The sequence below is a fragment of the Henriciella sp. genome (assembly GCF_029936995.1).
GTDB lineage: Bacteria > Pseudomonadota > Alphaproteobacteria > Caulobacterales > Hyphomonadaceae > Henriciella.
Genome location: NZ_JAPYRE010000013.1, coordinates 1 through 22,156, shown reverse-complemented (window position 1 = coordinate 22,156; position 22,156 = coordinate 1). Strand labels below are relative to the sequence as shown.

The following is a 22,156-nucleotide window of genomic DNA, read 5'->3' as shown; positions in this document are numbered from 1 at the left end:
ATCATTACGCGAAAACTCCAGCCTCAAACGAGGGATTTTTCGGGGAGCAGGTCACTTCGAAGCTTGGTTCAGCGGCATGAGGGGCTGGTCTACTTATTCTCCCAGAGGTGCAGAATACTCAGGAGTGCGGTCACGAATGCCAATGGCTGATCGAGCATCAAATGGTGGCGCGCCTCAGGTACGGCGATAATTGGGATGTCACCGCCCCCTAGCTCACGGATGTAGTCAGCCGAATCCTTGGTAAAGAGCTGACTCTTGGCACCATGAACGATGGTCTTGCGACCCGGCGCATTCACGAGTCGCTGGCCGATAGTGAGCCATTCCTCTGACTTATTGCTTCGCCGGAATACCTCGGGTGAGAATTTCCATGTCCAGTTGTCTCCGTCGCGCCGCATAGAATGATAGGCCATGTAATCTAGGAGGAAAGGCTCGCCAACCGGCTGGGGCGGGGAAAGGACGTATCTTTTGCGCGCCTCTTCATAGCTCGCGTAGGACCGCTTGGGCTTGTCAGGATCACCTGACCCCGGGCTGGAACGGCGTTGGTTCCAGTATTGCTCCAGGAGCTCGGCGCGCATGACCATGAGATCACAAATTACGAGGCCGGAGAAGTGATCGGGCGATTGCGTCACGGCAGTGAGCGCTGCGCCGGAACCGAAACTGTGCGCGACGATGGTGGGTTTGTGGCCATCTGCAAACAGATTGAGCGCCTCGGCAATCTCAACAAATTCGCGCCCTCTCGCTTCTGGATCGGCCTGCCCACGCATCTCCGAGTCGCCCATGCCGGCGAGATCGAACGCGACAACGTCATAGTCTTCGGCGAGGAATGGGGCGATGAAGGCAAAGCAGCGCGCGTGGGAGAGAAAGCCATGTGTCATAAGCACTTTCGGCTTGCTGCGGTCGCCCCAGCGAAAGTAATGCACTTTAGCATTGTCGATCTCCACATAACCTTCCTCGCGCGGCACTTTCAGGGCCGACACAAACCATTCCGGCAGATGCGAACCATCTCCAGCCCAGACGGGGCTGATATCGTCGGGAAAAACTGTCACTTTGGTTAACATACTCATTCCATCATCTGTTCGTTGCTGGTGGGTTTGTCGATCATGAAGCCGCGATACCCCTCGTTCGCTACTTCTTCGCAGAGTGCGACGTATCCAGACACGCTTGGAAAGTTGATCAGCTGACGCTTCCTGCCAGGGATATTTGCGCCCATGTACCAGGAATTCGCTTCTGGAAACAGTGTCATGGCGCCGGCCTGGGCAACCATTTTGGTCCAGTCAGCTTCTGCGGTCGCACAGGCTTCGAATTGATTACTGTCATTGTCCCGCATCCAGACGAGAAAGTCACAGATCCAGTCACCCTGTATCTCTGCGCTGGTCGGGCCGTTCGAGAAACCTGACGGGCTAAGTGGACCGTATGCAAACAGCATGTTTGGAAAGTCTGCTATCGCCATGCCGAGATAGGCGCGTAACCCGTCTTCCCAAGCTTGTGAAACAGACAGGCCGTTCGTCCCCGTGATGTTCATATCGACCATGCCGCCGCGCCCGGCATCGAAGCCGGTGGCGTAAACGATGAGGTCGCATTCCACCTCGCCGTCAGCGGTCTCTATCGCGTGCGGTTTGATCTGGGTGATGGGGGTTGCCTTCAGATCGACCAGATCGACATTATCCTGCGCGAAAATCTCGTAATAACACTGCTCGAGCGAAGGTCTCTTCGTGCCGAATGGATGGGGTGGTTCGGAAGGCGCGAGCTGTTCAACAAGATTGGGATCGGAGATCCTGTCGCAAACCTTGTTTCGCCAGAAATCATAGGCGTAGCGGTTCGCTTCGCGATTGATCAGCAGGTCGGCGAAATTGTGATACCAGAACCTGAGGCCGCCTTTCTGCCACAGATATTCGAAGTGTGCGGTGCGCTCTTTCTCGTCAACTTCGAGCGCCGAAACGTCCAGCGATTGAGATTCGAACCCTCCGCTGGTCTGCTTGCGCGTTTCGAAGATAGCAGCATAATCCTGCTTGTCGCGTTCTTGATCTTCCTTTGATAGCTTTTGCTGCCGCATGGGCAGCGCCAGGATTGGTGTTCTTTGAAATAGGGTCAGCTTCGATGCGGACTTCGCGGCTTCCTGCGCGACTTGCACACCGCTTGCCCCGGTGCCGATCAAGGCAATCTTGCGTCCGCTGAGATCGCCCCCCTGTTGTGGCCAGCGCGCCGTGTGAAACCATTCGCCTTCGAAATCCTCAATGCCGGGAAAATCAGGGATATGCGGCTTTGATGCGAAACCAATAGCGGGCAAGAGGAACCGTGTCGTAACAGTTTCCTCTCCGTTGAGTTGCAGGCGCCATTGCTGCGCCGCTTGCTCATAGTTCGCGCCTGTGACCCGTGACCCCATGCGCATCATGGGCCACAGCTTGAGTGTATTACAAACATGATGGAAATACGCTCTTAGCTCTTTCCATCCGGGAAATCGTTCGCTCCAGGTCCATGATTTCCACACTTCAGGTATTGAGTACTCGTAGATCGGCACCTGCGAATCCACTCGTGCGCCCGGATAGCAATTCCAATACCAGATACCGCCCGGCTCGGCCGCAGCATCCACCAGCAACACGTTGAACCCGGCGTTACGTAACTTGTGTAACAGGTAGATGCCGCTGAAGCCGGCACCGACGATTAGGGCGTCGTAATCAGGAGAAGCCCGCTTGCTCATCACGCGACCGTCAAACGCTCGGCGATTGCTTTCGCTGTTGCATAGTCGGCCTTGCCGTTGGATGCGCGCAGGGCTGTTTCCGTTGGATGGATGGCCTTTGGCGTTTTGTAGCCGGCCAATTGCTGACGAACATGGTCTTTGACGCCTTGCTCGTCGAATGCAGCGTCGCCACTCAGGTGCACGACGGCGATGACGGCCTGGCCCCATTTTTCACTCGGCACGCCCACGACCAGCGCGTCAGCGATGGCGGGATGGGTCTTGAGGACTTCCTCGACTTCTTCCGGATAGACCTTTTCACCAGCCGTGTTGATGCACACGCTGCCACGGCCCAGCAGGGTCAGGCTGCCATCGGCTTCGACCGTGCACCAGTCGCCTGGAATCGAATAGCGCACCCCGTCGATAGTGCGGAAGGTCTTGGCGGACTTTTCGGGATCCTTGTAATAACCCGCCGGGATTGCGCCCTTGCGAGCGATATATCCCGGTACGCCGCTGCCCGGCGTTACTTTCTGGTCGTATTCATCGAAGACATCGCAGAATTCACCGATCCCGAATTTCGCGGTGTTCGTACCCCCATCTGCGGTTGTGACGGAGAGGCCGAAGCCGAGCCCTTCGGAAGCGCCAAAGCTGTCCATCAGCACCGCTTGGGGGATATGCTTGCACAGGCCAGCCTTGACCTCCTTGCTCCACATCACGCCGGATGAAACAATGGAGACAAGGCTGTTTGTGTCCCAGCGACCGGGATTATCGTCCAGCGCCTGCAACATCGGTTTGGCAAAAGCGTCGCCCACAATTGAAATGCTTTCCACCTTGTGCGTATCAACCGTCTCCCACAATTCAAGCGCATCGAAAGATGGGTCCGACAGAGTCACGATGGCACCGCCCGACATGAGCGTGCCGATCGCAGTGATGAAGCCTGTCCCGTGCATTAACGGGCAGGAGGGAAGTGTACGTCTGCCCGGCCCTTGACTGGTGATTAGGGCGACGTTTTCCTCGACTGTTTGCGGAACGGGGCCGAGCAGCTTCTGGGCGTCCAGTTGCGCCTTGCGCATATCGTCGTGACGCCACATCACGCCCTTGGGCATCCCTGTCGTGCCGCCGGTATAAATGAAGAGCAAATCGTCAGGCGAGCGCGTGATGCCGAGCGCTGATCCATCACCTTCCTGCGCGAGAATTTCATAAGGGATCGCAAAAGGTGCGATTTGCGAAGCATCGCCAATTTCAACGAAGGTGTGAACCTTTCCGAGCCGGTCCTTGAGTTCGACGATACAGTCACGGAACTCCGAACTATAAATAATCACCTCGCTGTCAGAATCATCAAAAATGTAAAAAACTTCTTCGGGGCGATAGCGGTAATTGATGTTCACATGAGTCAACCGCCCCTTAAAGCAGGCCGCCATCAGCTCACCATATTCAGGGCGGTTGCGCATGTAGAAAGCCACCTTGGCGCCGTCGCTAGCTCCGCGTTGTCGCAACGCGCGCGCGACATTGTTCGAGCGCGCGGACATTTCGGGCCAAGTGATGATCCGGTCGCCGTGTATCAAGGCCGGAGCGTCTTGAGGCATGGCGGGCTCGATTGCGTCGAGAATGTCGCCGAGATTCCATTCGATCATGTTGCTTGATTCCTTCAAGACTGGGCCGCAAATCTCGCAGCCGTATACAATGAGTGTATTACGGGGCTTTTATCCAACCCTGTAGGGCTGCCAATTCGGCCCGCACCGTTTCGGGGCCTCCAAGCGCTTGCCGGTCGAAGCCAATACGTTTGAACCAGTAATGAAGACCCATCAGGTCCGTAAATCCCATTCCGCCATGCACTTCGGTGGAGGTGCGGGCGACAAAGCGATGGACTTCGCCTGTGTGTGATTTGGCATGGCAGGCGAAAATGGATGCATCCTCCGGTATCGAATCGAAGGCGTGGGCCGCATACCAGACAAGCGAGCGGCATGGCTCATGACGTGCGGCCATCTCCGCGCACATGTGCTTGACGGCCTGGAAACTGCCGATGAGCCGGCCAAACTGCTCGCGCTGGCCAGAATAATCGACAGCCTTTTCGATCATGGCCTGGCCTGCGCCAAGGCTGTCAGCAGCTAAGATCACACGGCCCGCATCGCGCAACCGGGCCGTTGTCGCGCCGTTATCGTCAATAAGCGGTTCTGCCTCTGTCTGTTCGAAACGCAATTCCCCGACACTGCGGGTGCGATCAATGGTCGTCAGCCGGATCGTCTCCAGTTTGAGGGCATCGGCTGTAACGAGGTGCAGCCGGCCGCCAGCGTCGGCTACGATGTAAGCGTCAGCTCCCTCGAAATCCAGGCAGAACAGGGCGGTTCCGCTGAGCTTCCCATCAGCAGAGGAAACGCCCGCCCCGTCGCGCGCCTCGACCGTCTCGGAAATCGCGACAGCGATACGCGCCTCGCCGTTCGCGATCTTCGGTAGCCATTGTGCTTTTTGTTCTTCGCTACCAGCCTCGCTCAGCGCGATAGGCGCAAGTACATGACTGGCGAGAAAAGGCACTGGCGCGACCATATAGGCGAGCTGTTCGGCAACTATGGCAGCGTCGAGAAGGGTCATACCGAGGCCGCCATGCTCTTCAGGTACCAGCATTCCGGGAATTCCCAAGTCCTGAACGGCGCCGAGCACTTTGTCGCTGAGTGGATTGTCCAGTTCGGCGCATTCGCGGACATGATCGAGCGGGCAGGTGTCCGCAAGACAACGGGCAACCGCATCACGTAACATCTGCTGGTCCTGAGATAATCCGAAATCCATTAGGCTGATCCCTGTTTGTGACGCTCTATGTCTGCGGTTGCTTTCGCCGCATCCGAAACCTTTGCGAGCTTCGGTTCGCGCGGCATTTCGAGGCCACGTTCGGCGATGATGTTTTTCTGAATCTGCGCGGTGCCGCCGCCTATTATGAGACCGAGCTGGAACATGTAGTTCCATTGCCACGCGCCTCCTTCGCGCTCTCGCGGGCTGCCATGGTAAAGCGTGCCTATCTCACCCATGGCGTCGATCGCCAGTGCTGAAATCTGGTGGGCAATCTCACAGCTTTGCAGCTTGACGATTAGCTTCGCCATGCCGCCTGACTCACCCTTGAGGCTGTTCGAAAGGATACGCATCCCATTGCATTTCATCGCTGACACCTCGGCCTGGAGCGCCAACAGCCGATCTCGCAGAACCGGATTGTCGATTGCGCGGGCCTGTCCGATACGCTCTTCCTGCATCAGGGCGATCAGTGCCTGTAGCCGGTTTTCGAGCGCGCCGGGATCACCCAGCATTCCGCGCTCATGGCCGAGGGTTGCATTCGCCACGAGCCAGCCCTGGCCCCGCGCCCCTACAATCTGGTCCACCGGAACGCGGACATTGGTGAAGAATGTCTCATTGAATTCGGCGTGGCCTGTCATCGTCTTCAAAGGACGAACCTCGATACCCGGTGTGTCCATCGAGAAGATCAGGTAGGAAATACCGCGGTGTTTTGGTGCGTCGGGCTCGGTCCTTACGAGGCAGAAGATCATGTCGGCCTGCTTCGCCGTGCTGGTCCAGATTTTCTGGCCATTGATGACGAAATTGCCGTCTTCGACTCGCGCCCTGGTCTTGAGGCTGGCCAGGTCCGATCCGGCACCGGGTTCAGAATAGCCCTGGCACCATACGATCTCGCCTTTCAGCGTGGGTTCGATCCAGCGTTGCTTCTGCTCCTCGGTGCCGAGTTCCAGCAAAGTCGGGACGAGCATCGAGATGCCCTGGTTCGTGAGCCCGCCCGGCACCCCGGCCCGTGAAAACTCCTCGGAGATGATGCGCGATTTGAGGATGTCGGGTTCCGCGCCGTAGCCGCCATACTCCGCCGGGATCGTGCGGGCAGTGTACCCGTTTTCGATCAGCAGCTTCTGCCATTTGACGGCTTCGGGTGAAGGGCGGGCTGCCCGAGTCGCACACGGCGGCGCAAGGTGGCTATGCGCTTCGATGAAATCGCGCACCTGTTGACGGAATGTGTCGTATTCGGGGCCGTAATCGAGATCCATATCGCTTCTATTCCTCGCAGGGACGGAAAACGGGCAGACGGAAGTCGTCCCCGATTGTTTCGAATGTCAATTCTACAGGAAGGTCGAGCCTGAGGCTATCATGGTCACAATCGATCAGACGAGTGGCCATGCGTACACCCTCTTCGAGTTCAACCACCGCAGCCACGAAGGGAATGTCGGCGGCAAATGCCGGGTGCAGGGCCTGGTGGGTGATGGTCCAGGAAAAAAGCGTACCCTTGCCAGTGCTGCGCTCCCACGAAAATTCCGGTGAGCCACACTTCGCGCACATATAACGAGGCAGGTGGCGGAGGGTGCCGCAATCGCTGCAACGCTGGAAATAGAGATGGCCATCCTGGCACCGATTCCAGAATTCCTGTTCGATAGGATCCTGCGGGCGCGGTTTCGGCTTGGGCGGAGCCTTCTGCGCCTTGAAGCGCATTTTAGGCGGCAGTTCGTTCTTGTCGCTCACGTAAACCTCCTGAGGATTGCGATACTCCCGTCGCCAAGGTCGCCCCAGCCGGTCACGAGGCCGGTCTGGGCATCTGCGACCTGACGCTCGCCGCAATCGTGGCGCAGCTGGCGGACCGCCTCAACAACATGGTTGAGGCCCCAGACATGCGCTTCGCTCAGCAAGCCGCCATGGGTGTTGATGGGATAGCGTCCACCCAGCTCGATCTGGCCATCAGCGACGAATTCGCTCTGACCGCCGGGTTCGCAGTAACCGAGCGCTTCAAGCTGCAACAGCACGATATAAGAGAAGCAGTCGTAGATTTGCAGAAAATCCATATCCTCGCGGGTGACGCCTGCCATCTCGAATGCGCGCGGGGCGGCATAGCTGAGGCCGATCTTGAAAGGGTCGGGGCGCGAGGGGATGTCGTCGGCGGGATAGGGGTGGCCCTCAGCCGCGCCTGCGATGCTTACCGGCACGTGCCGCATGTCCTTGGCCCGTTCCATGCGCGAGACAACGACCGCACAGGCACCATCGGTTTCCAGGCAGCAATCGTAGAGCCGGAAAGGCTCGGATATCCAGCGCGCCGAGTGATATGCCTCGAGATCGAATGTACGGCCATAATTGAAGGCTCTCGGATTTAGCTGCGCGTGACGGTTACATGCGAGTGCCACAGCGGCCATCGCGTCCGGCCCGACACTGTGGAGCTTGGAATGTCGCATGGCGAGCCAGGCATACATCTGCACCGGCAGGAACACGCCATAAGGAATGTAATAGCCCTGAATGGTGTTGGTCAGAGTGTTCATGTTCATCGGCCGGGTAGGCGGGGCACCGGCCTTGGGCCTGAGTGCGGAATAGCCATTCCAGCCCAGCGTTACGAGAACGTGGTCACAAAGTCCGCTGGCGATCGCCATCGCCGCGTTCTGGAGCGCTGTCGTCGGGCTGGCTCCGCCCATGTGAACGGTAGCCGCATAGCGCAATACGTCGATACCCAGATTGGCGGCCATTTCTTCCGATGTCGTGTAGATCGGCGGCGGAACCATGCCGTCGATGTCGGATGGCTTCAGCCCGGCATCAGCGATCGCCTTGCGGGAAGCTTCGAGCATCATGTCGACCGCGGTATTTTCGGCGCCCTTGATGAATGCCGTTTCACCGACGCCCGTGATTGCGGACCTGTCACTGAAATTGAAGGTGGATGTGGCGCTCATTTTTGATGCTTGTCCTGTTGGCTGGACTGCATGTCTCCGACAAACGAGCGGGAGAGTGCGACTTCCGCACCTTCGACAAGTTCACGCATCACCTCGGCTGCGGGCCGGATCGAATGGATGAGGCCAATTCCCTGGCCAGCAAAGCCAGGCATGATATCCTTGCGCTCAGCCTTGAGGCCTGAAGCCATAACCGGACCTGAAATTATCGACTGGAAAGGCATGGGCAGTGGTTCCTTGCCCGCAGCAACCCACGCATCGGCCCATTTGTTACGGATCATGCGGGCAGGCTTGCCGGTTAACGAGCGGCTTACGACGGTATCCGCGTCACCGCTTTCGGTGATTGCTTCCTTCTGAAAATGCTCGATGCCTGCTTCGTCCGTTGCGAGGAATGCGGTGCCGATCCACGCGCCTTCTGCCCCCAACATCAGCGACGCCGCGACACCGCGCCCATCTGAAATACCACCTGCACCGATCACGGGCACCCGATCACCGACCGCATCCACGACTTGCGGGATAAGCGACATGGTTCCGATAGGTGAATTGTGGCCGCCGCCGTCGTGACCTTGGGCGACGATCATGTCGATACCGGAATCGACCACCTGCTCGGCATGCTTGACCTTGCCGATCACCGCCATGACCTTGGTGCCGTTGGCGTGAAGACGGTCGATCCAGGGCGCGGGATTGCCGAGGCCCGCGGCATAGACCGGCACCTTTTCCTCAATCACCACCTCCATCTGCGCCTCGAAGAATTCTCTCGAGAATAGCTGGAGCTGGCTCTTGCCCATATCCGGCGAACCTGCGGCGCGCATCGCTGCTGCAGCATCGACTTCGGGAAGGTTCTCCCGCGCCATGAAATCGCGGGTAAACTCCTTGTATTCGTCGATTTTTGCCATCGGGTTGGCGGGCGCGTTACCGGATTGCGGCGCCGACCCCCGCCGGACCGAGGCCGGCAGAAGCGTATCCACCCCGAACGGCTTGTCGGTCATCTCGCGGGTCTGACGGATCCAGCTACGTAACTGGTCCGGCGAGCACGCCGCGGCGCCGAGGACGCCTAGCCCCCCTGCATTCGATACCGCGGCCGCGAGCGCGGGGACACTTGCCCCGCCCATTCCGGCCAGAAAGATCGGATATTCGATCTCGAGAATTTCGCATATGCGCGTTTGTAGCGGCATGTTATTTATTCTCCCGTCTTAGACATTGCGGTTCGCAAGTCTTCTAAATTTGTCCCCACCTCACTTTTTGAGAAACCAGATCAGGACTTCGTTCAGCTAAATAATTTGCCGAACCTGACACAAGGCGGGCCATGGCCTGCCGCGCTTCCTGGGCATCACCTGTGCGTACCGCTTCCAGAACGCGGCGCAGGATTCGCAACTGGACTGCGCGCTCCTGGGCGGAATAGCCGAGCGAGCGCGAAAATTCGCGGGTCAGTAAATGCAAGGTGGAGGTCAGAAGGCCGAAAAGCGGATTGCCGCTGGCCCAACCGAGCAGGTCGTGAAACCGACGGTTAAGTTCCTCGAACTGGCTTCCCGCCTCATTCCGCTCAAGCTCTTTAAGGCAATCGGCGAGTGCGCTGAGGTCGCCTGTGGTCGCGCGCTGGGCGGCATAGGCTGCAACATCCGGCGCTATGGCTTCACGCAGTTCGAGCAGACCCCTCAGGTCTGCTTCCATGAATTGCAGGATGAGAGAAAGACTATTTGCGAAATCACCGGACTGCGGGCGCGCAACCACCGGGCCCCCGCCACGGCCCAATTGAAGGTGGATTACGCCCTGAAGCTCCAGGAAGCGGAGCGCTTCACGCAAGGTTGCTCTGGCGACTTCGTACCGCGCGAGCATTTCTTCTTCGCGTGGCAACCGGTCTCCCGCAACGCGTGCACCAGCTTCAATGTCGCGAACGATGTCTTGTGCGAGCGAAAGTGCACGCTTTGCCTTCTTTGCGTTATAGGCCCTGGGCTGCATCTTTGAACCTAATATATTATCATAATTAATCTGATGAACGGCCAAATCAAGCGTTTAGCTTCCATGGTTGTAACTAATCGTCAAGTATGTATGATAATATTTAAAAGTGGCATGTTGCGGGGCCGCTAATTTGCCAGAAGGTGGCGCGCTATTTTCGCGTACGGACTGAAGGATAGAACATGAGTATAGAAACAATTGAGCTGAACACGGCCGAAAAAATCGCGACCATTCCGATCGAGCAAATCGATGTTTCACGGCCGAGCCTTTTTCAGAAAGATACAATTGGCCTGTTTTTCGACCGATTGCGCAGAGAGGATCCAGTCCACTACTGTCCTGAGAGCAAAGTCGGGCCATACTGGTCGGTTACCAAGTTCGACGACATCATGGCCGTTGACACCAATCACAAAGTCTTCTCGTCGGAAGCGAAGCTCGGCGGAATTGCCATTCAGGACATGCATGCGGGGGAAGGTGCGCTTGAGCTTGAAATGTTCATCGCCATGGATCCGCCCAAGCACGATCAGCAACGCAAGGCCGTTAACTCCGCAGTCGCGCCGTCAAACTTGCAGTTGCTCGAGCCGACAATCCGTGAGCGTGCGTGCAAGATACTTGATGATCTGCCGGTTGGTGAGGAAATCGACTGGGTTAATAAAGTCTCGGTCGAGTTGACCACAATGACCCTTGCGACCTTGTTCGACTTCCCTTGGGAAGAGCGGCGCAAACTCACTCGCTGGTCCGACATCGCAACGGCCGCGCCTGAAACCGGTATCGTCGAATCTTATGAGGCAAGGCGCAAAGAACTGATTGAATGCGCGATGTATTTCAAAGGGCTCTGGGATCAGCGTATTAACCAAGACCCCAAGAACGACCTCATATCCATGATGGCGCATTCTCCGGCGACGCGGGACATGCCCTTCCTAGAGTTTCTGGGCAACTTGCTGCTGCTTATTGTGGGCGGCAACGACACTACGCGGAACTCGATCAGCGGCGGCGTGCTCGCCCTTAATCAGAACCCTGAAGAATATCGCAAGCTGAATGAGGATCCGTCGCTGATCACCAGCATGGTGCCAGAGATTATCCGCTGGCAGACTCCGCTGACCCATATGCGCCGGACTGCGCTCCAGGATTACGAGATTGGCGGTAAGCTGATCAAAAAAGGTGATAAAGTGGTGATGTGGTATCTGTCGGGCAACCGGGATGAGTCTGTCATCGAGAATGCTGACCAGTTCATAATCGACCGAAAGAACCCACGTCATCACCTGTCCTTTGGCTATGGCATCCATCGCTGCATGGGCAACAGGCTTGCAGAACTGCAACTTAGGATTATCTGGGAAGAGATCCAAAAGCGTTTCGCGAAGGTCGAAGTGACCGGCGAGCCCGAGCGTCTGTTTTCGAACCTTGTGCGAGGCATCACGAAACTGCCTGTGCGGCTCCACGCTCGCTGACTGGGGACACCACTGAGCCTTTCACGCAAGCGCGAAGCGGTCGATCATGTGGTGGAGACATTCGGCGCAACCGAGCGTCGGGCTTGCCGCGTAATCGGCCAGCATCGTTCCACCCAGCGCAAGCCGCGCGTGCCGCGTCAGGATGAGGATGTGCTGACAGCGGCCATCATCACCCTGGCTGAATGGTTCGGCCGGTATGGCTATCGTCGCATTACGGCCCTGCTGAGACGGGGTGGCTGGCATGTGAGCGAGAAGCGCGTCTATCACATCTGGCGGCGTGAAGGGCTGAAGGTCCCGATGAAACAACCGAAACGTGGCCGTCTCTGGTTGAGTGACGGCTCCTGCATTCGGATCAGACCAATGCACAAGGGGCATGTCTGATCCTATGATTTCGTCCAGGATCGCACGCATGATGGGAAGGTCTTCCGCATGCTGTGCGTCATTGATGAGTTCACTCGCGAATGCCTCACCATCCGCGTCGAGCGCAAGCTGAACTCCCGCGATGTCCTCGACACGCTGGGCGATCTGTTCGTCGTGCATGGACCGCCTGGGTACATACGTTCGGACAACGTCCTACATTCTGAACTTTTGGCAGGTTTCGGGCGCAAAGCCTCGTCCCGTAGTTTCCAGATACGGGTCTTGAAGTCAATTACCGGGTGGGCTTCCGCCGCACTGGAAGAGCTCGCAGCCATAGCAAACACAGGATCCATGCGAGTGAGGTTCGCTGGTCCTTACCGTCCTTAACACGGGATGCCGATCCGAGCGGAAGATCCGAACATTATCTACGAGGTCGCCGATAGACTGGCGCCTCAACGGCGCGCATCAGAGAGAGATTCTCCCGCCCGGTACCGCCCCTTCGTAGAAGGGGCGGTAAGCTTTTCCGCTCTTGATGATGGCATGCGCTGTGCGCGCCATCTTGGCGGTAACCGCAGTGAGCGCTTTGCGCCGGAGATCGGGATTGTCCGGATCCCTGGCGATATAGCGCGTATATTTATCCCTGAAATTGTTCTCCTTCTGGCGGATCGCGACCAGGCCGGCCATCCAGAGCGCCCGGCGAAGCCGTGCGTTGCCGTATTTCGACAGTTTCGTCTGTCCCCGGAAAGTGCCGGACTGATGCGTTGAGAGGTCCAGGCCGCAGAATTTCAGGAACTGGCGATGATGACCAAACCGGCGCAGGTCGCCGGCTTCAGCGAGAATGGTCAGGGCGATGATCGGGCCGATGCCGGGGATTTGCTTGAGGGCCTCGAAGTCAGGGGTTCCGCCCAGAAGGGCTTCAGCTTCCGCTTCGATCGTATTGCGCTGGCGGTTCAGGCTGCGCGCCTCCGCCAGAACCATGCGGAACATCGCGATGGCCCTGCTGTCGACCGGAACCGGCAACCCGATTGATTCTTTTGCGGTTTCACAGATGTCCACGATCAACCTGGCCTTTGAAACCTTCTTGCCAACAATGTCCCAGGCGGCGGCTGAGAAGGCTTCTGGAGACAAGGCCGTGATCGATGCCGGGGGCGGGAACGTCTCGAGCAGGGCGAAGAACCAGTCGCGCCTGGAGCTTCCCAGGAACTTCTCGATCTCGGGAAAATAGAGTGGCAGATAGTGCGTCAGGATCCGGTGAATGGTCTGCGTCCTTGCTCTCGACACGGCCTCATGCGTCTTCGAGAGCTCCTGGATATCTGCGAGGCCGGCGACCAAGGGATCCAGATAGACCTGGCTGAGACCTGTCGCCAGCATATGCAGGATAACCTGGGCATCCTTCGGATCATTCTTGTCCCATCCGTTGTGGATGGCTTCGCGCTGGCGAGCGAGTGCCATGGAAGAGATCAGGCGTGTCTTGATGCCGGCATCGACCAGTCTCCAGGCCAGTGCCCGATGATAATTACCGGTTGCCTCAAACCCCGTAACAACCGGACGGTCGAAAGCCTTCAGCCGTTGAATAAAGCGGTCGTGCTCTGCGCGCTGGTTGAGCACAACAAGACGCCGCCGTCGAGGCGACCCAGGCATCTGTATCAGAACATCATTGCGCTTCTTGGAAATGTCGATCGCGACGAGCACAGCATCCTGTGCGATAGAATGAATCCTGGCCATGGCCGGTCTGCTCCTCTTCGGTGGTGGTTGGAATAACCACTGTAAGAGGTCCTGCGGCCCGGTCATGGCCTCCTGCCTGCGTGCGGAATGCGCCGCAGGCGGCCATGACCTGCCTTGGTTCCGAATGTGCTACGTCCTATGAAAAGAACGAAAGCTGGAATGAGCCAACAGGTCGTTGATGCGTGACGGCGAACCTGCGTCCCGCTCGTTCGTAAAATCACCCAGGCGTCTTCTGTCGTCAAGGAATCAGTTCTTCCATAGCAAATACAGGGTACGCTGGATTGCGGCCCTCACCGTCCTTAAGACGAGATCCGAATACCCAGGCAGAAGACCCGAACATTATCTACGAGGTCGTGACGATGCATGCCTCAACGGCACTTGCAGAGCGGGGTCCTTCCGCCTGGGACCGCGTCCTTCGAAGAAGGGGCGGTAATCTGTCTCGGTCTTGATGACCGAATGTGCGGTGCGTGCGATCGTTGCGGCAACGGAAGTGAGTGCCTTGCGCTTCAGGTGCGGATCGCTGTGATCTCTGGCGATGTATCTTTCATACTTGTCGCGGAAGCCGTTCTCGCGCTGCCGAATGGCGACCTGTCCCGCCATCCAGAATGTCCGTCTCAGCCTGGCATTTCCAAACTTGGAGAGTTTGGTCTGTCCTCGGAATATGCCTGACTGCTGAGTCGAAAGGTTGAATCCGCAAAACTTAAGAAACTGCCGGTGATGCCCGAAGCGGCGCAGGTCCCCGGCCTCAGCCAGGATGGTGAGCGCGTTGATCGGCCCGATGCCTGGGATGGTCCTCAAGCGTACGAAGTCCGGATGTGTTCCAAGCAGGTCGCTGGCTTGCTGTTCGATCTGATCACGTTGGGCAATCAGATGCCTTCCCTGACCGAGAACGAGACAAAACATGCGGATCGCTGGCGTCTCCGGATCGACCGGCAGGCCAATGGAATCAGCGGCTGTGGCGTATATATCAGCGAGCAACCGAGCTATTGATGCCTTCTTGCCGACAACACCCCAGGCCGCTTCGATAAAAGCATCTTCGGACATGCACGTGATCGATCCCGGCGTGGGGAACTGTTCGAGGAAGGCGAGAAACCAATCGCTGCGCGAGTTGCCCATGAAGCGCTCAGCCTCGGGAAAGTAGAGTGGCAAGTAGTGTGTTCTCAAACGATGCCAGAACTCCGTCTTGGTTTGCGATATGACGGCATGTGTCTTCGACAACTCCTGAATGTCGTTCACGCCGTGCACGAGCGGGTCATGCCAGATCTGGGTTAGCCCAGTCTGCATCATATGCAGCATCACCTGCGCATCCTTCGGATCGTTCTTGTCCCATGAGTTGTGCATCGCCTCGCGCGTGCGTGCCAGCGACAGCGAAGAAATGAGCTTCAACTCAAACCCCGCCTGATGGAGCCGCCACGCCAGCGGCCGATGGTAGTCGCCCGTCGGCTCAAATCCGACCTGAACCGGCACGCCAAAGGCGGTGAGCGTCTCGACAAATCTGTCGATATCTTCCCGCACGTTACGAACTGTGAGGCGTTTGCGGCGTCGCCTCCCTGGGACAGCGATCAGAACTTCATTGCGATGCTTTGCGATATCAATCGCTACCAGAACGGGTTGCCCTGTCTTATGGTGCGTCTTGGTCATGGCCGGTCTCCTCTTCAGTTGTGGTCGGCAAAACCACTGTAAGAGACCTGAAGGCTCGGTCATGACCGCCCGCCTGCATGTGAGAAACAAGCAGGCGGTCACGACCTCCGGAACATCGGTTCCCAATGTGCTATGGCAGTGAATTTACCGGCCAGATCGTGGACCTCTGGGCATATCATTACAAGGTCAGAATGGACTTCTCGCGCCCCGGCAAGCCGCAGCAGAATGGCTTCGTCGAAAGCTTCAATGGATCGCTCCGGGACGAGTGCCTCAACATCAACTGGTTCGCCTCCTTGGCCGAGGCAAGGCGGCTGATCGAGGCGTGGAGGCGCGACTCCAATGAGAGCCGGCTTCACATGGCTCACAATGGGCAATCTCCCGACGAGTTTGCCCGTAACGCCAGCCTATGCCATGGTGGCAAGGTCAAAATCGCCACTGGATTTTAACGCCAAGGCCGGACCACCAGACCAAGCACGTCATTGCCGCTGGATATTAACCCCAGGGCCGGACCACCGATCCCAAGCGTGTCAGCTGAAGCCGGAACTAACTTTTCGGTTGGGCCAGTCCGATTGGACAAGCCATAACCTCTATTGCAAATTTGCATCACCCGTCGACGATCTCTGTCAGGGGGAAAAAAGAATATTCACATTGCAGATAAGTATCATATCATACAGTATTATATAAACATAAGGAGGAAACTAGGTGTATTATTTCAACGCGGTGTCGAAGACAACTGTTTCGGTATCTTTGGCGGTTTTGCTGTTTGCCGCCGGTGCTCATGCGCAAGTTGAGGTGGACGAGCAAGGTGCTGCTGCATCCGCGGCGGAAAATGTGGAGGCCACACGTCGATTGGGTGCAATCACAGTTACAGCGCAAAAGCGCGAGCAGAGCTTGCAGGATGTGCCAATTGTCGTGACCGCCTTGTCCGGAGAGCTTCTCAGCGATGCTGGCGTTCAGGATATCAAGGACCTGACGGTCGTGACGCCGGGCCTGCTTGTAACTTCTTCGTCAAAGCAAGCAAATACTACGGCGCGGATTCGTGGCATTGGCACGGTTGGTGACAATCCCGGTCTCGAAAGCTCAGTAGGCGTCGTTATCGACGGGGTTCCGCGCGCCAGGAACGGCGTTTCCTTCGGCGATCTCGGCGAGATCGAGCGAATCGAAGTACTAAAGGGGCCGCAGGGAACCTTGTTTGGCAAGTCGACCTCTGCGGGCGTCATAAATGTCATCACGAAGAAACCGTCTGACGAGTTAGAGTCGATCTTCGAGGTCGGGATCGGCAACGAAGGTTTCCTTCGCACGTCTGCAGAAGTCACCGGACCGCTTTCTAAGACGGTGAGCGGTCGCCTGTTCGGAGTATACGAAGAGCGCGGCGGTCTTTTGGACGTAAAGACCGGTAACGGTCCACGTACCGAGGACGAAACGAGTCAGTATGACTTCTACTCCGTTCGAGGTCAGCTTCGTTTTGAGCCCTCCAGCGACCTCGAGATTCTTCTCTCTGCTGACTATACTGATCGGGAAGAAGATTGTTGCATGGGTGACTATATCGCGGTGGACCCGGCCAGGGGCCCGCTGATCACGCTGCTGGCTGGCGGTGACGGGGCCTCTGCTTTTCCGATCGATCCGTTCGACCGCGTCGCCTTTGCGAACCGCGACGCCACGCAGACGACCGAGGACTGGGGTGTGTCAGCGAATATCGAGTGGCAGTCCGGCCTCGGTGAATTGACGTCAATCACATCCTATCGCGATTGGGAAAACGGCTCGGGTCAGGATACAGATTTTAGTGCCGCCGATCTTTGGTATCGAGATGACGAAACGTCCAGGGACGCTTTTGCCACATTCAGCCAAGAGTTACGACTCGCGGGCGCGACCGATAACGTCGACTGGCAGGTGGGTGTGTTTTACGCGAATGAAACTCTTGATCGTACAGATTTCATTACTTACGGCAATGATTACTTTTTCTACTTTCAGCAATTGCTGCTCGGTGCGAGTGGTGGTGCGTTTGATCTGTCTTCGCTGCCAGGTAATATCTATACGGGCGAGGCAAATGCAACCGCAGACGTTTATGAACAAACTGCGGATACATACGCCATCTTCACGAACAATACGTTCAGCTTGAGCGATCAGTTCGACCTCACGGTCGGTCTTCGTTATACGATTGATGAGAAGACGCTGGAGTCCAATTTTAATGGCGAAGCGGGTAGCTGTACCACAGCCTTGGCCGTATTTGGCCCTACAGGTGGATTGACACCAACGCTTTGCTTGCCTTGGACAAACGACAACTTTGTGGGTGTGAGCGCCACGCAGGATCGCTCTGACGAGGATTTATCAGGTACAGTAAAGGGGGCATATCGGGTCAGTGAGAATCTGATGTCATACGCGTCCTATTCGCGCGGTTACAAGGCCGGTGGTTTCAACCTTGATCGCAGCCAGTTTGGTCCCTCAGATCCCACGCCATTTCAGCCCAACCTGGATACCAGATTTGATCCCGAAACTGTTGATGCGTATGAGGTCGGCTTTAAGACCAACAATGCGGCAAATAGCTTGTTCTTCAACGGCGCGATTTTCTATCAGGAGTATAGCGACTTTCAGCTCAACACGTTTACCGGTACGAGCTTCATCGTGACATCTGTTCCCGGTGTGATTTCCAAGGGTGCTGAGTTCGATGTCCGATACCTGCCTGAACAGCTTGAAGGGCTGACACTGCAGGGCGGTCTTGTCTATGCGGAAACCCAGTATGATGATTTCGAAGCGGTAGACTTTTTCGCGCCGCCGCGCTTGCCGGGAAGCACAATTTCATTTGCGCCCCGTTGGTCGGGTACGTTGGCCGCAACCTATGAAACCTCGTTCATCAGCGACTGGGATGCGCGCTTCAATGTATCGAGCCGGTTCACTTCAAAGTATAATACAGGTTCGAACCTCGATCCGCTCAAGGAGGTTGAAGAGCTGGTTGTGGTAAATGCAAGAATGTCATTCTACAGTGACAACTCTCCCTTCGAGTTGGAACTGTGGGCGCAGAACCTGTTTGATGAGGACTATTACGAACTTGCTTTCGATACGCCGCTTCAAGGTACCGCTGCCACGCAAACAGCTCCGGGAACAGCTGTTGGTGCTTTCTTGTCACCGCCCCTGACCTTTGGCGCAACCGCTCGTGTTCGGTTTTAGAGCACTTTGAGGCAATGTCAGCTTAGCCTGACTTGAGGAGCCAAGGTGCAAGAGCCAATCTCATAGGGGAGGGAAGCGCGAAGTTCCAGCTGTTGCTTGCGGAGTGGTTGCTGAATATTGTAGCGCTCCGCAAGCCATTTCCAGAGATTTTGTAGAGACAGGAGGCGCGGGCCGGAAGCCCATAAGGATGGGCGTTGGCCTGCCAGCGAACTTTCATCTGGATGGGATCAGAGCCTCGCTGATGAGGAGTTCATGACTTCAGATTCTCGCTAACTGTCGAAAGTAAAACCGCTGCTGAAGCCAGGACTAGGATCAATAACAGGGTTAAAGTCTTGAGCTGCAAGCCGCTCGGCGGATCGCACAAACTCCTTTGCGCGCTGGATCGCAAATCCGGTTGGGACAATTCGCCACGCTCGACGATCACGGTAATCTCGCTCACGCGAGACATGGCCCGATCAATCGAATTGATTGATCAGTATCCCAACATGTGGACGCTTAATATCGTGCACTTCGGTAAGCTGGATCTGGGGCATTCCAGTCTGATCATTTAACCAGGCGCCTGCCACCGTGATCGCGTGAGGGCGATAGCTTCCATTTCCTGATCGTACGCCCGGCGCGATAGTCGGCTCACTTCACCAAAAAGGAAGCTGAAATCGATTGCGGGATCTCATATGAAGCCAGATGCGCGCGACCGCGTGGGCAACTTGACGGGTTTCTCCATTTACAATGATTGTAAGGTAACTTAATAAAGGAATAAGTAAAAGAGTTTATAGTGGACGGATCTTTTGTACGATTGTGATGGATATCTCCATGCGCAGGGGCTGAAGCTGGCGCACAGTTCGGTTGGCGATCCCGCTGCCCCTCCGGTCATTTTTGCCCATGGCGGAGGACAAACTCGTCATGCTTGGAGCGCTGCCGCGAAGGCGGTGGCATTTGAAGGATATCGCTCAATAATCTTAGATCTTCGCGGGCATGGTGAAAGCGACTGGGCTCCAGACGGTGATTACTCTCTCGGAGCTATCGCTCGAGACCTTGTAGAGGTTGGTGAAAGCGTCGCGGTTGGAAGGCCGCGGCCGCATGTAGTCGGTGCTTCGCTTGGAGGACTTGCAGCCATAGTTGCCGCAGGCATGTTTGCGCGCGATGCGTTTGAATCGGTTACTCTGGTCGATATCACGCCGAACATGGACGCCGCCGGCGTCACCAAAGTTGTCGGCTTTATGGGCGCGCATGTTAAGGAAGGCTTTGCTTCGTTGGAACAGGCCGCTGATGTGGTTGCCACCTATTTGCCGCATCGGCCCCGGCCGAAAGACCTTGAAGGGCTGCGTAAGAATCTGCGGCAAGGCGAAGACGGGCGTTGGCGATGGCACTGGGACCCTGCCTTTATCACCGGCGTCACGCGTCGCTCTGGGGTTGCTCGCACCAGTGAGCTGGAGCAGGCGGTTCGGAACATCCGCGTACCGCTTCATCTCATCCGTGGACGTATGAGCGAGCTGGTTACAGAAGACTCCGTCGCGGCGTTTCGTTCCTTGGCACCGAGGGCACATTTCACTGACGTCGCTGGGGCCAGACATATGGTGGCAGGAGATTGCAACGATTTATTTGTCGAAGCAGTCGTGTCCTTTCTTCGTCCGATTCGAGAGCAGACCCCTGCATGAGCACCTCCATGCTCAATGTTAATCAGATACAGGCCGCACTCGATGCGGCCCCCTTCCATCGCTGGCTTGGGCTGAAGGCGATCAGCACAGACAAGGACAAGCTGATACTGCAAATGCCCTGGCGTGAGGAGCTGGTTTCCAATCCGCGAATACAATCTGCCCATGGCGGTGTCATTGCCGCGCTGATTGATCTCACAGGATTTTATGCCCTGCTCGCCGCAGGGAACACGCCTGCTGCGACGGCGGACTTGCGAGTTGACTATCACAAACCTGCCACGCCAGGAACGCTAAGCATGATGGGAAGAATTGTCCGTCTGGGTGCAACTCTTTCCGTCGCCGAAGCCTCTGTCATGAACGCCAGCGGAGCGCTGCTTTCGAGCGGGCGCGGCGCCTACCTGATGCCGGGGCGTGCATGAAGGTTTGCATGATATTCTTGCATTGCGTAATTTTAATTCTGGTCTCGGGGTGTAGGGGCCAGAGTCAGAAGGTCAGGTTGCCCCTGAGCCGACCGGCTTTACGTATGAGGCCGGGGCGGGTGGTCTGTGTAGAAGCGGTTTCCGTGGAATTGGGGGCATGAGGGACATCTATTTGATTGCGTGGGGGCTGCCTCCGTAAAAGTGGCCTGGTATTTGAGTTAGTCTCGGCTTCGATTGACGCGCTTGGGTTCGGTGGTCAGGCTCTGACGTTAAAATCCAGCGGCAAGTTGGACCTGACCACCATGGCAATTCTTGAGATGTCGGCAGAATCTTTCGGCGTTTTTCCATTGCGAACCATGCGAGGTCGGCCTGTAGATCATTTGCAAGTCATGAGAAAGAGCGTCCGGCAATTGAGCACCGCCGGGCTAGATCCTGACAATGCACAATGAAGCTCTTTACGTTCACCGGCACATCGCCCCGGCTAAGAGGTGGAGAAACGTTGCGTCCCTCACAGGAATAGGGTATTGGAATTTCTCCACCGTTCTGAATTTCAGACGCGTTCACCCACTTCTTCTCTTCCTTGCAACGCCGGGCGCGCTGCAGCGCTCCACTGTGCCGGATCGGCGTGATACAGACAAAAAGTGAACTCATGGCCGGAACCGTTGCGAATTCTCAAGAGGGCGGCGGGCTTGCGGTCAAATAATGCCTTTGGAGTCATTAAAGGAAAAACACATGGCTGCCCGGCGCGCGATCCTTTTTCATTCCTGCAGAGTGAAATCGACCGTCTTTTCGACAGTTTCAGCGGCGCAGGTTTCCGCCGTCCGGTCGGAATGCAGGAGGTCTGGCCGCGTCTGGAAGTCAAGGAATGTGATGGTCTGATCGAAGTCGCCGCCGAGCTTCCCAGGGTGGATGAAAAGAATATCGAGGTCAATGTGACCGACAGCCGGCTGACGATCCGCGGGGAAAAGAAACCGGAGAGGGACGAAAAGACCAAGAGCTACCGGCTTGTCGAAAGATCGTTTGGCACATTCGAACGCTCGATCGCGCTCCCGTCCGGTGTTGACACCAGCAAGGTCAAGGCCCAACAAGCGCAAGGGCGCGCTGCATGTCGAAATTCCCAAGCTGGCAAGTTCAAAAAGGACAGCGCGTTGAGGGCTTCCAGTCTCTCTCGGGGTCCTGCCTTTGCATCGCTGGGCAAGTCACATTGCCGCGGTTGGTGCCGGGATGCTTCATATCCAACGCCCTTAACCTGTGAAGCGTCCCGATTTTTTGAGCACGCTGTGCGCGGGCTCAGGGCGGCGAGGCTGGTAACGGAATAAATCAGTGTACCGTAAAAACATAAGTGAGAGATAGGGCGCTGCGAGCACTCTGTTGTTTCCTGTGACCTGCTCCCCGAAAAATCCCTCGTTTGAGGCTGGAGTTTTCGCGTAATGAT

Annotated in this window: 15 protein-coding genes and 3 pseudogenes; 7 read left to right on the top strand and 11 right to left on the bottom strand. The window is 56.8% G+C overall.

Annotated features, from left to right (window positions below; all coding sequences use genetic code 11):
* Positions 1–89: 89 nt before the first annotated feature.
* From Q1K31_RS16425 to Q1K31_RS16385, 9 genes are read right to left on the bottom strand one after another with little or no spacing between them, the layout of a single operon-like run.
* Positions 90–1,064, bottom strand: a complete 975-nt coding sequence (locus Q1K31_RS16425; protein WP_035551935.1) for an alpha/beta hydrolase — start codon at positions 1,062–1,064, stop codon at positions 90–92.
* Positions 1,061–2,698 carry an NAD(P)/FAD-dependent oxidoreductase gene (locus tag Q1K31_RS16420; protein WP_034766453.1) on the bottom strand — a complete coding sequence of 546 codons (1,638 nt, stop codon included), beginning with the start codon at positions 2,696–2,698 and terminating at the stop codon, positions 1,061–1,063. The genes Q1K31_RS16425 and Q1K31_RS16420 overlap by 4 nt, the downstream gene beginning before the upstream one ends.
* Positions 2,698–4,308, bottom strand: a complete 1,611-nt coding sequence (locus Q1K31_RS16415) for an acyl-CoA synthetase (RefSeq protein ID WP_034766454.1) — start codon at positions 4,306–4,308, stop codon at positions 2,698–2,700. Before Q1K31_RS16415 ends, Q1K31_RS16420 begins: the two co-directional genes overlap by 1 nt.
* Before the next feature lie 58 nt (positions 4,309–4,366).
* Entirely contained in the window at positions 4,367–5,458 is a 1,092-nt protein-coding gene (locus tag Q1K31_RS16410; protein ID WP_034766455.1) for an acyl-CoA dehydrogenase family protein, read from the bottom strand.
* Entirely contained in the window at positions 5,458–6,708 is a 1,251-nt protein-coding gene (locus Q1K31_RS16405) for an acyl-CoA dehydrogenase family protein (RefSeq protein WP_034766456.1), read from the bottom strand. Before Q1K31_RS16405 ends, Q1K31_RS16410 begins: the two co-directional genes overlap by 1 nt.
* Before the next feature lie 7 nt (positions 6,709–6,715).
* Positions 6,716–7,177, bottom strand: a complete 462-nt coding sequence (locus Q1K31_RS16400; protein WP_081806136.1) for a Zn-ribbon domain-containing OB-fold protein — start codon at positions 7,175–7,177, stop codon at positions 6,716–6,718.
* Positions 7,174–8,364 carry a transporter gene (locus Q1K31_RS16395; protein WP_034766457.1) on the bottom strand — a complete coding sequence of 397 codons (1,191 nt, stop codon included), beginning with the start codon at positions 8,362–8,364 and terminating at the stop codon, positions 7,174–7,176. The genes Q1K31_RS16400 and Q1K31_RS16395 overlap by 4 nt, the downstream gene beginning before the upstream one ends.
* Entirely contained in the window at positions 8,361–9,536 is a 1,176-nt protein-coding gene (locus Q1K31_RS16390) for a nitronate monooxygenase (RefSeq protein WP_051599952.1), read from the bottom strand. The genes Q1K31_RS16395 and Q1K31_RS16390 overlap by 4 nt, the downstream gene beginning before the upstream one ends.
* A 43-nt stretch (positions 9,537–9,579) precedes the next feature.
* Positions 9,580–10,320 (bottom strand): FadR/GntR family transcriptional regulator, encoded by a 741-nt coding sequence (locus tag Q1K31_RS16385; RefSeq protein ID WP_034766458.1) that lies wholly within the window; start codon positions 10,318–10,320, stop codon positions 9,580–9,582.
* Positions 10,321–10,499: 179 nt separating this feature from the next.
* On the opposite strand from Q1K31_RS16385, the gene Q1K31_RS16380 reads away from it, so the two are divergent.
* Together Q1K31_RS16380 and Q1K31_RS16375 are read left to right on the top strand one after the other, a co-directional pair.
* Entirely contained in the window at positions 10,500–11,762 is a 1,263-nt protein-coding gene (locus Q1K31_RS16380; protein ID WP_035551931.1) for a cytochrome P450, read from the top strand.
* A gap of 12 nt (positions 11,763–11,774) precedes the next feature.
* Positions 11,775–12,332, top strand: a pseudogene (locus tag Q1K31_RS16375) (IS3 family transposase); the annotation flags it as partial.
* Positions 12,333–12,584: 252 nt separating this feature from the next.
* Here the strand turns inward: Q1K31_RS16375 and Q1K31_RS16370 are convergent.
* Together Q1K31_RS16370 and Q1K31_RS16365 are read right to left on the bottom strand one after the other, a co-directional pair.
* A complete protein-coding gene (locus Q1K31_RS16370) occupies positions 12,585–13,844 on the bottom strand; it encodes an IS110 family transposase (protein WP_035551926.1) in 1,260 nt (419 codons plus the stop codon).
* Positions 13,845–14,212: 368 nt separating this feature from the next.
* Positions 14,213–15,485: pseudogene (locus Q1K31_RS16365) on the bottom strand (IS110 family transposase).
* A 134-nt stretch (positions 15,486–15,619) separates the two neighbouring features.
* On the opposite strand from Q1K31_RS16365, the pseudogene Q1K31_RS16360 reads away from it, so the two are divergent.
* From Q1K31_RS16360 to Q1K31_RS16340, 5 genes and pseudogenes are all read left to right on the top strand, one after another.
* A pseudogene (locus tag Q1K31_RS16360) lies at positions 15,620–15,931 on the top strand (integrase core domain-containing protein); the annotation flags it as partial.
* Positions 15,932–16,187: 256 nt separating this feature from the next.
* The gene (locus tag Q1K31_RS16355) at positions 16,188–18,650 is read left to right on the top strand and encodes a TonB-dependent receptor (protein WP_051602738.1); all 2,463 of its coding nucleotides are present in this window, start codon (positions 16,188–16,190) and stop codon (positions 18,648–18,650) included.
* 785 nt (positions 18,651–19,435) lie between these two features.
* Positions 19,436–20,305, top strand: coding sequence for an alpha/beta hydrolase (locus Q1K31_RS16350; RefSeq protein ID WP_034766463.1), 870 nt, complete (start codon positions 19,436–19,438; stop codon positions 20,303–20,305).
* The gene (locus Q1K31_RS16345) at positions 20,302–20,721 is read left to right on the top strand and encodes a hotdog fold thioesterase (protein ID WP_034766464.1); all 420 of its coding nucleotides are present in this window, start codon (positions 20,302–20,304) and stop codon (positions 20,719–20,721) included. The genes Q1K31_RS16350 and Q1K31_RS16345 overlap by 4 nt, the downstream gene beginning before the upstream one ends.
* Positions 20,722–21,410: 689 nt before the next feature.
* Positions 21,411–22,040, top strand: a complete 630-nt coding sequence (locus tag Q1K31_RS16340) for an Hsp20/alpha crystallin family protein (RefSeq protein ID WP_051602737.1) — start codon at positions 21,411–21,413, stop codon at positions 22,038–22,040.
* The last annotated feature ends 116 nt before the right edge of the window (positions 22,041–22,156 follow it).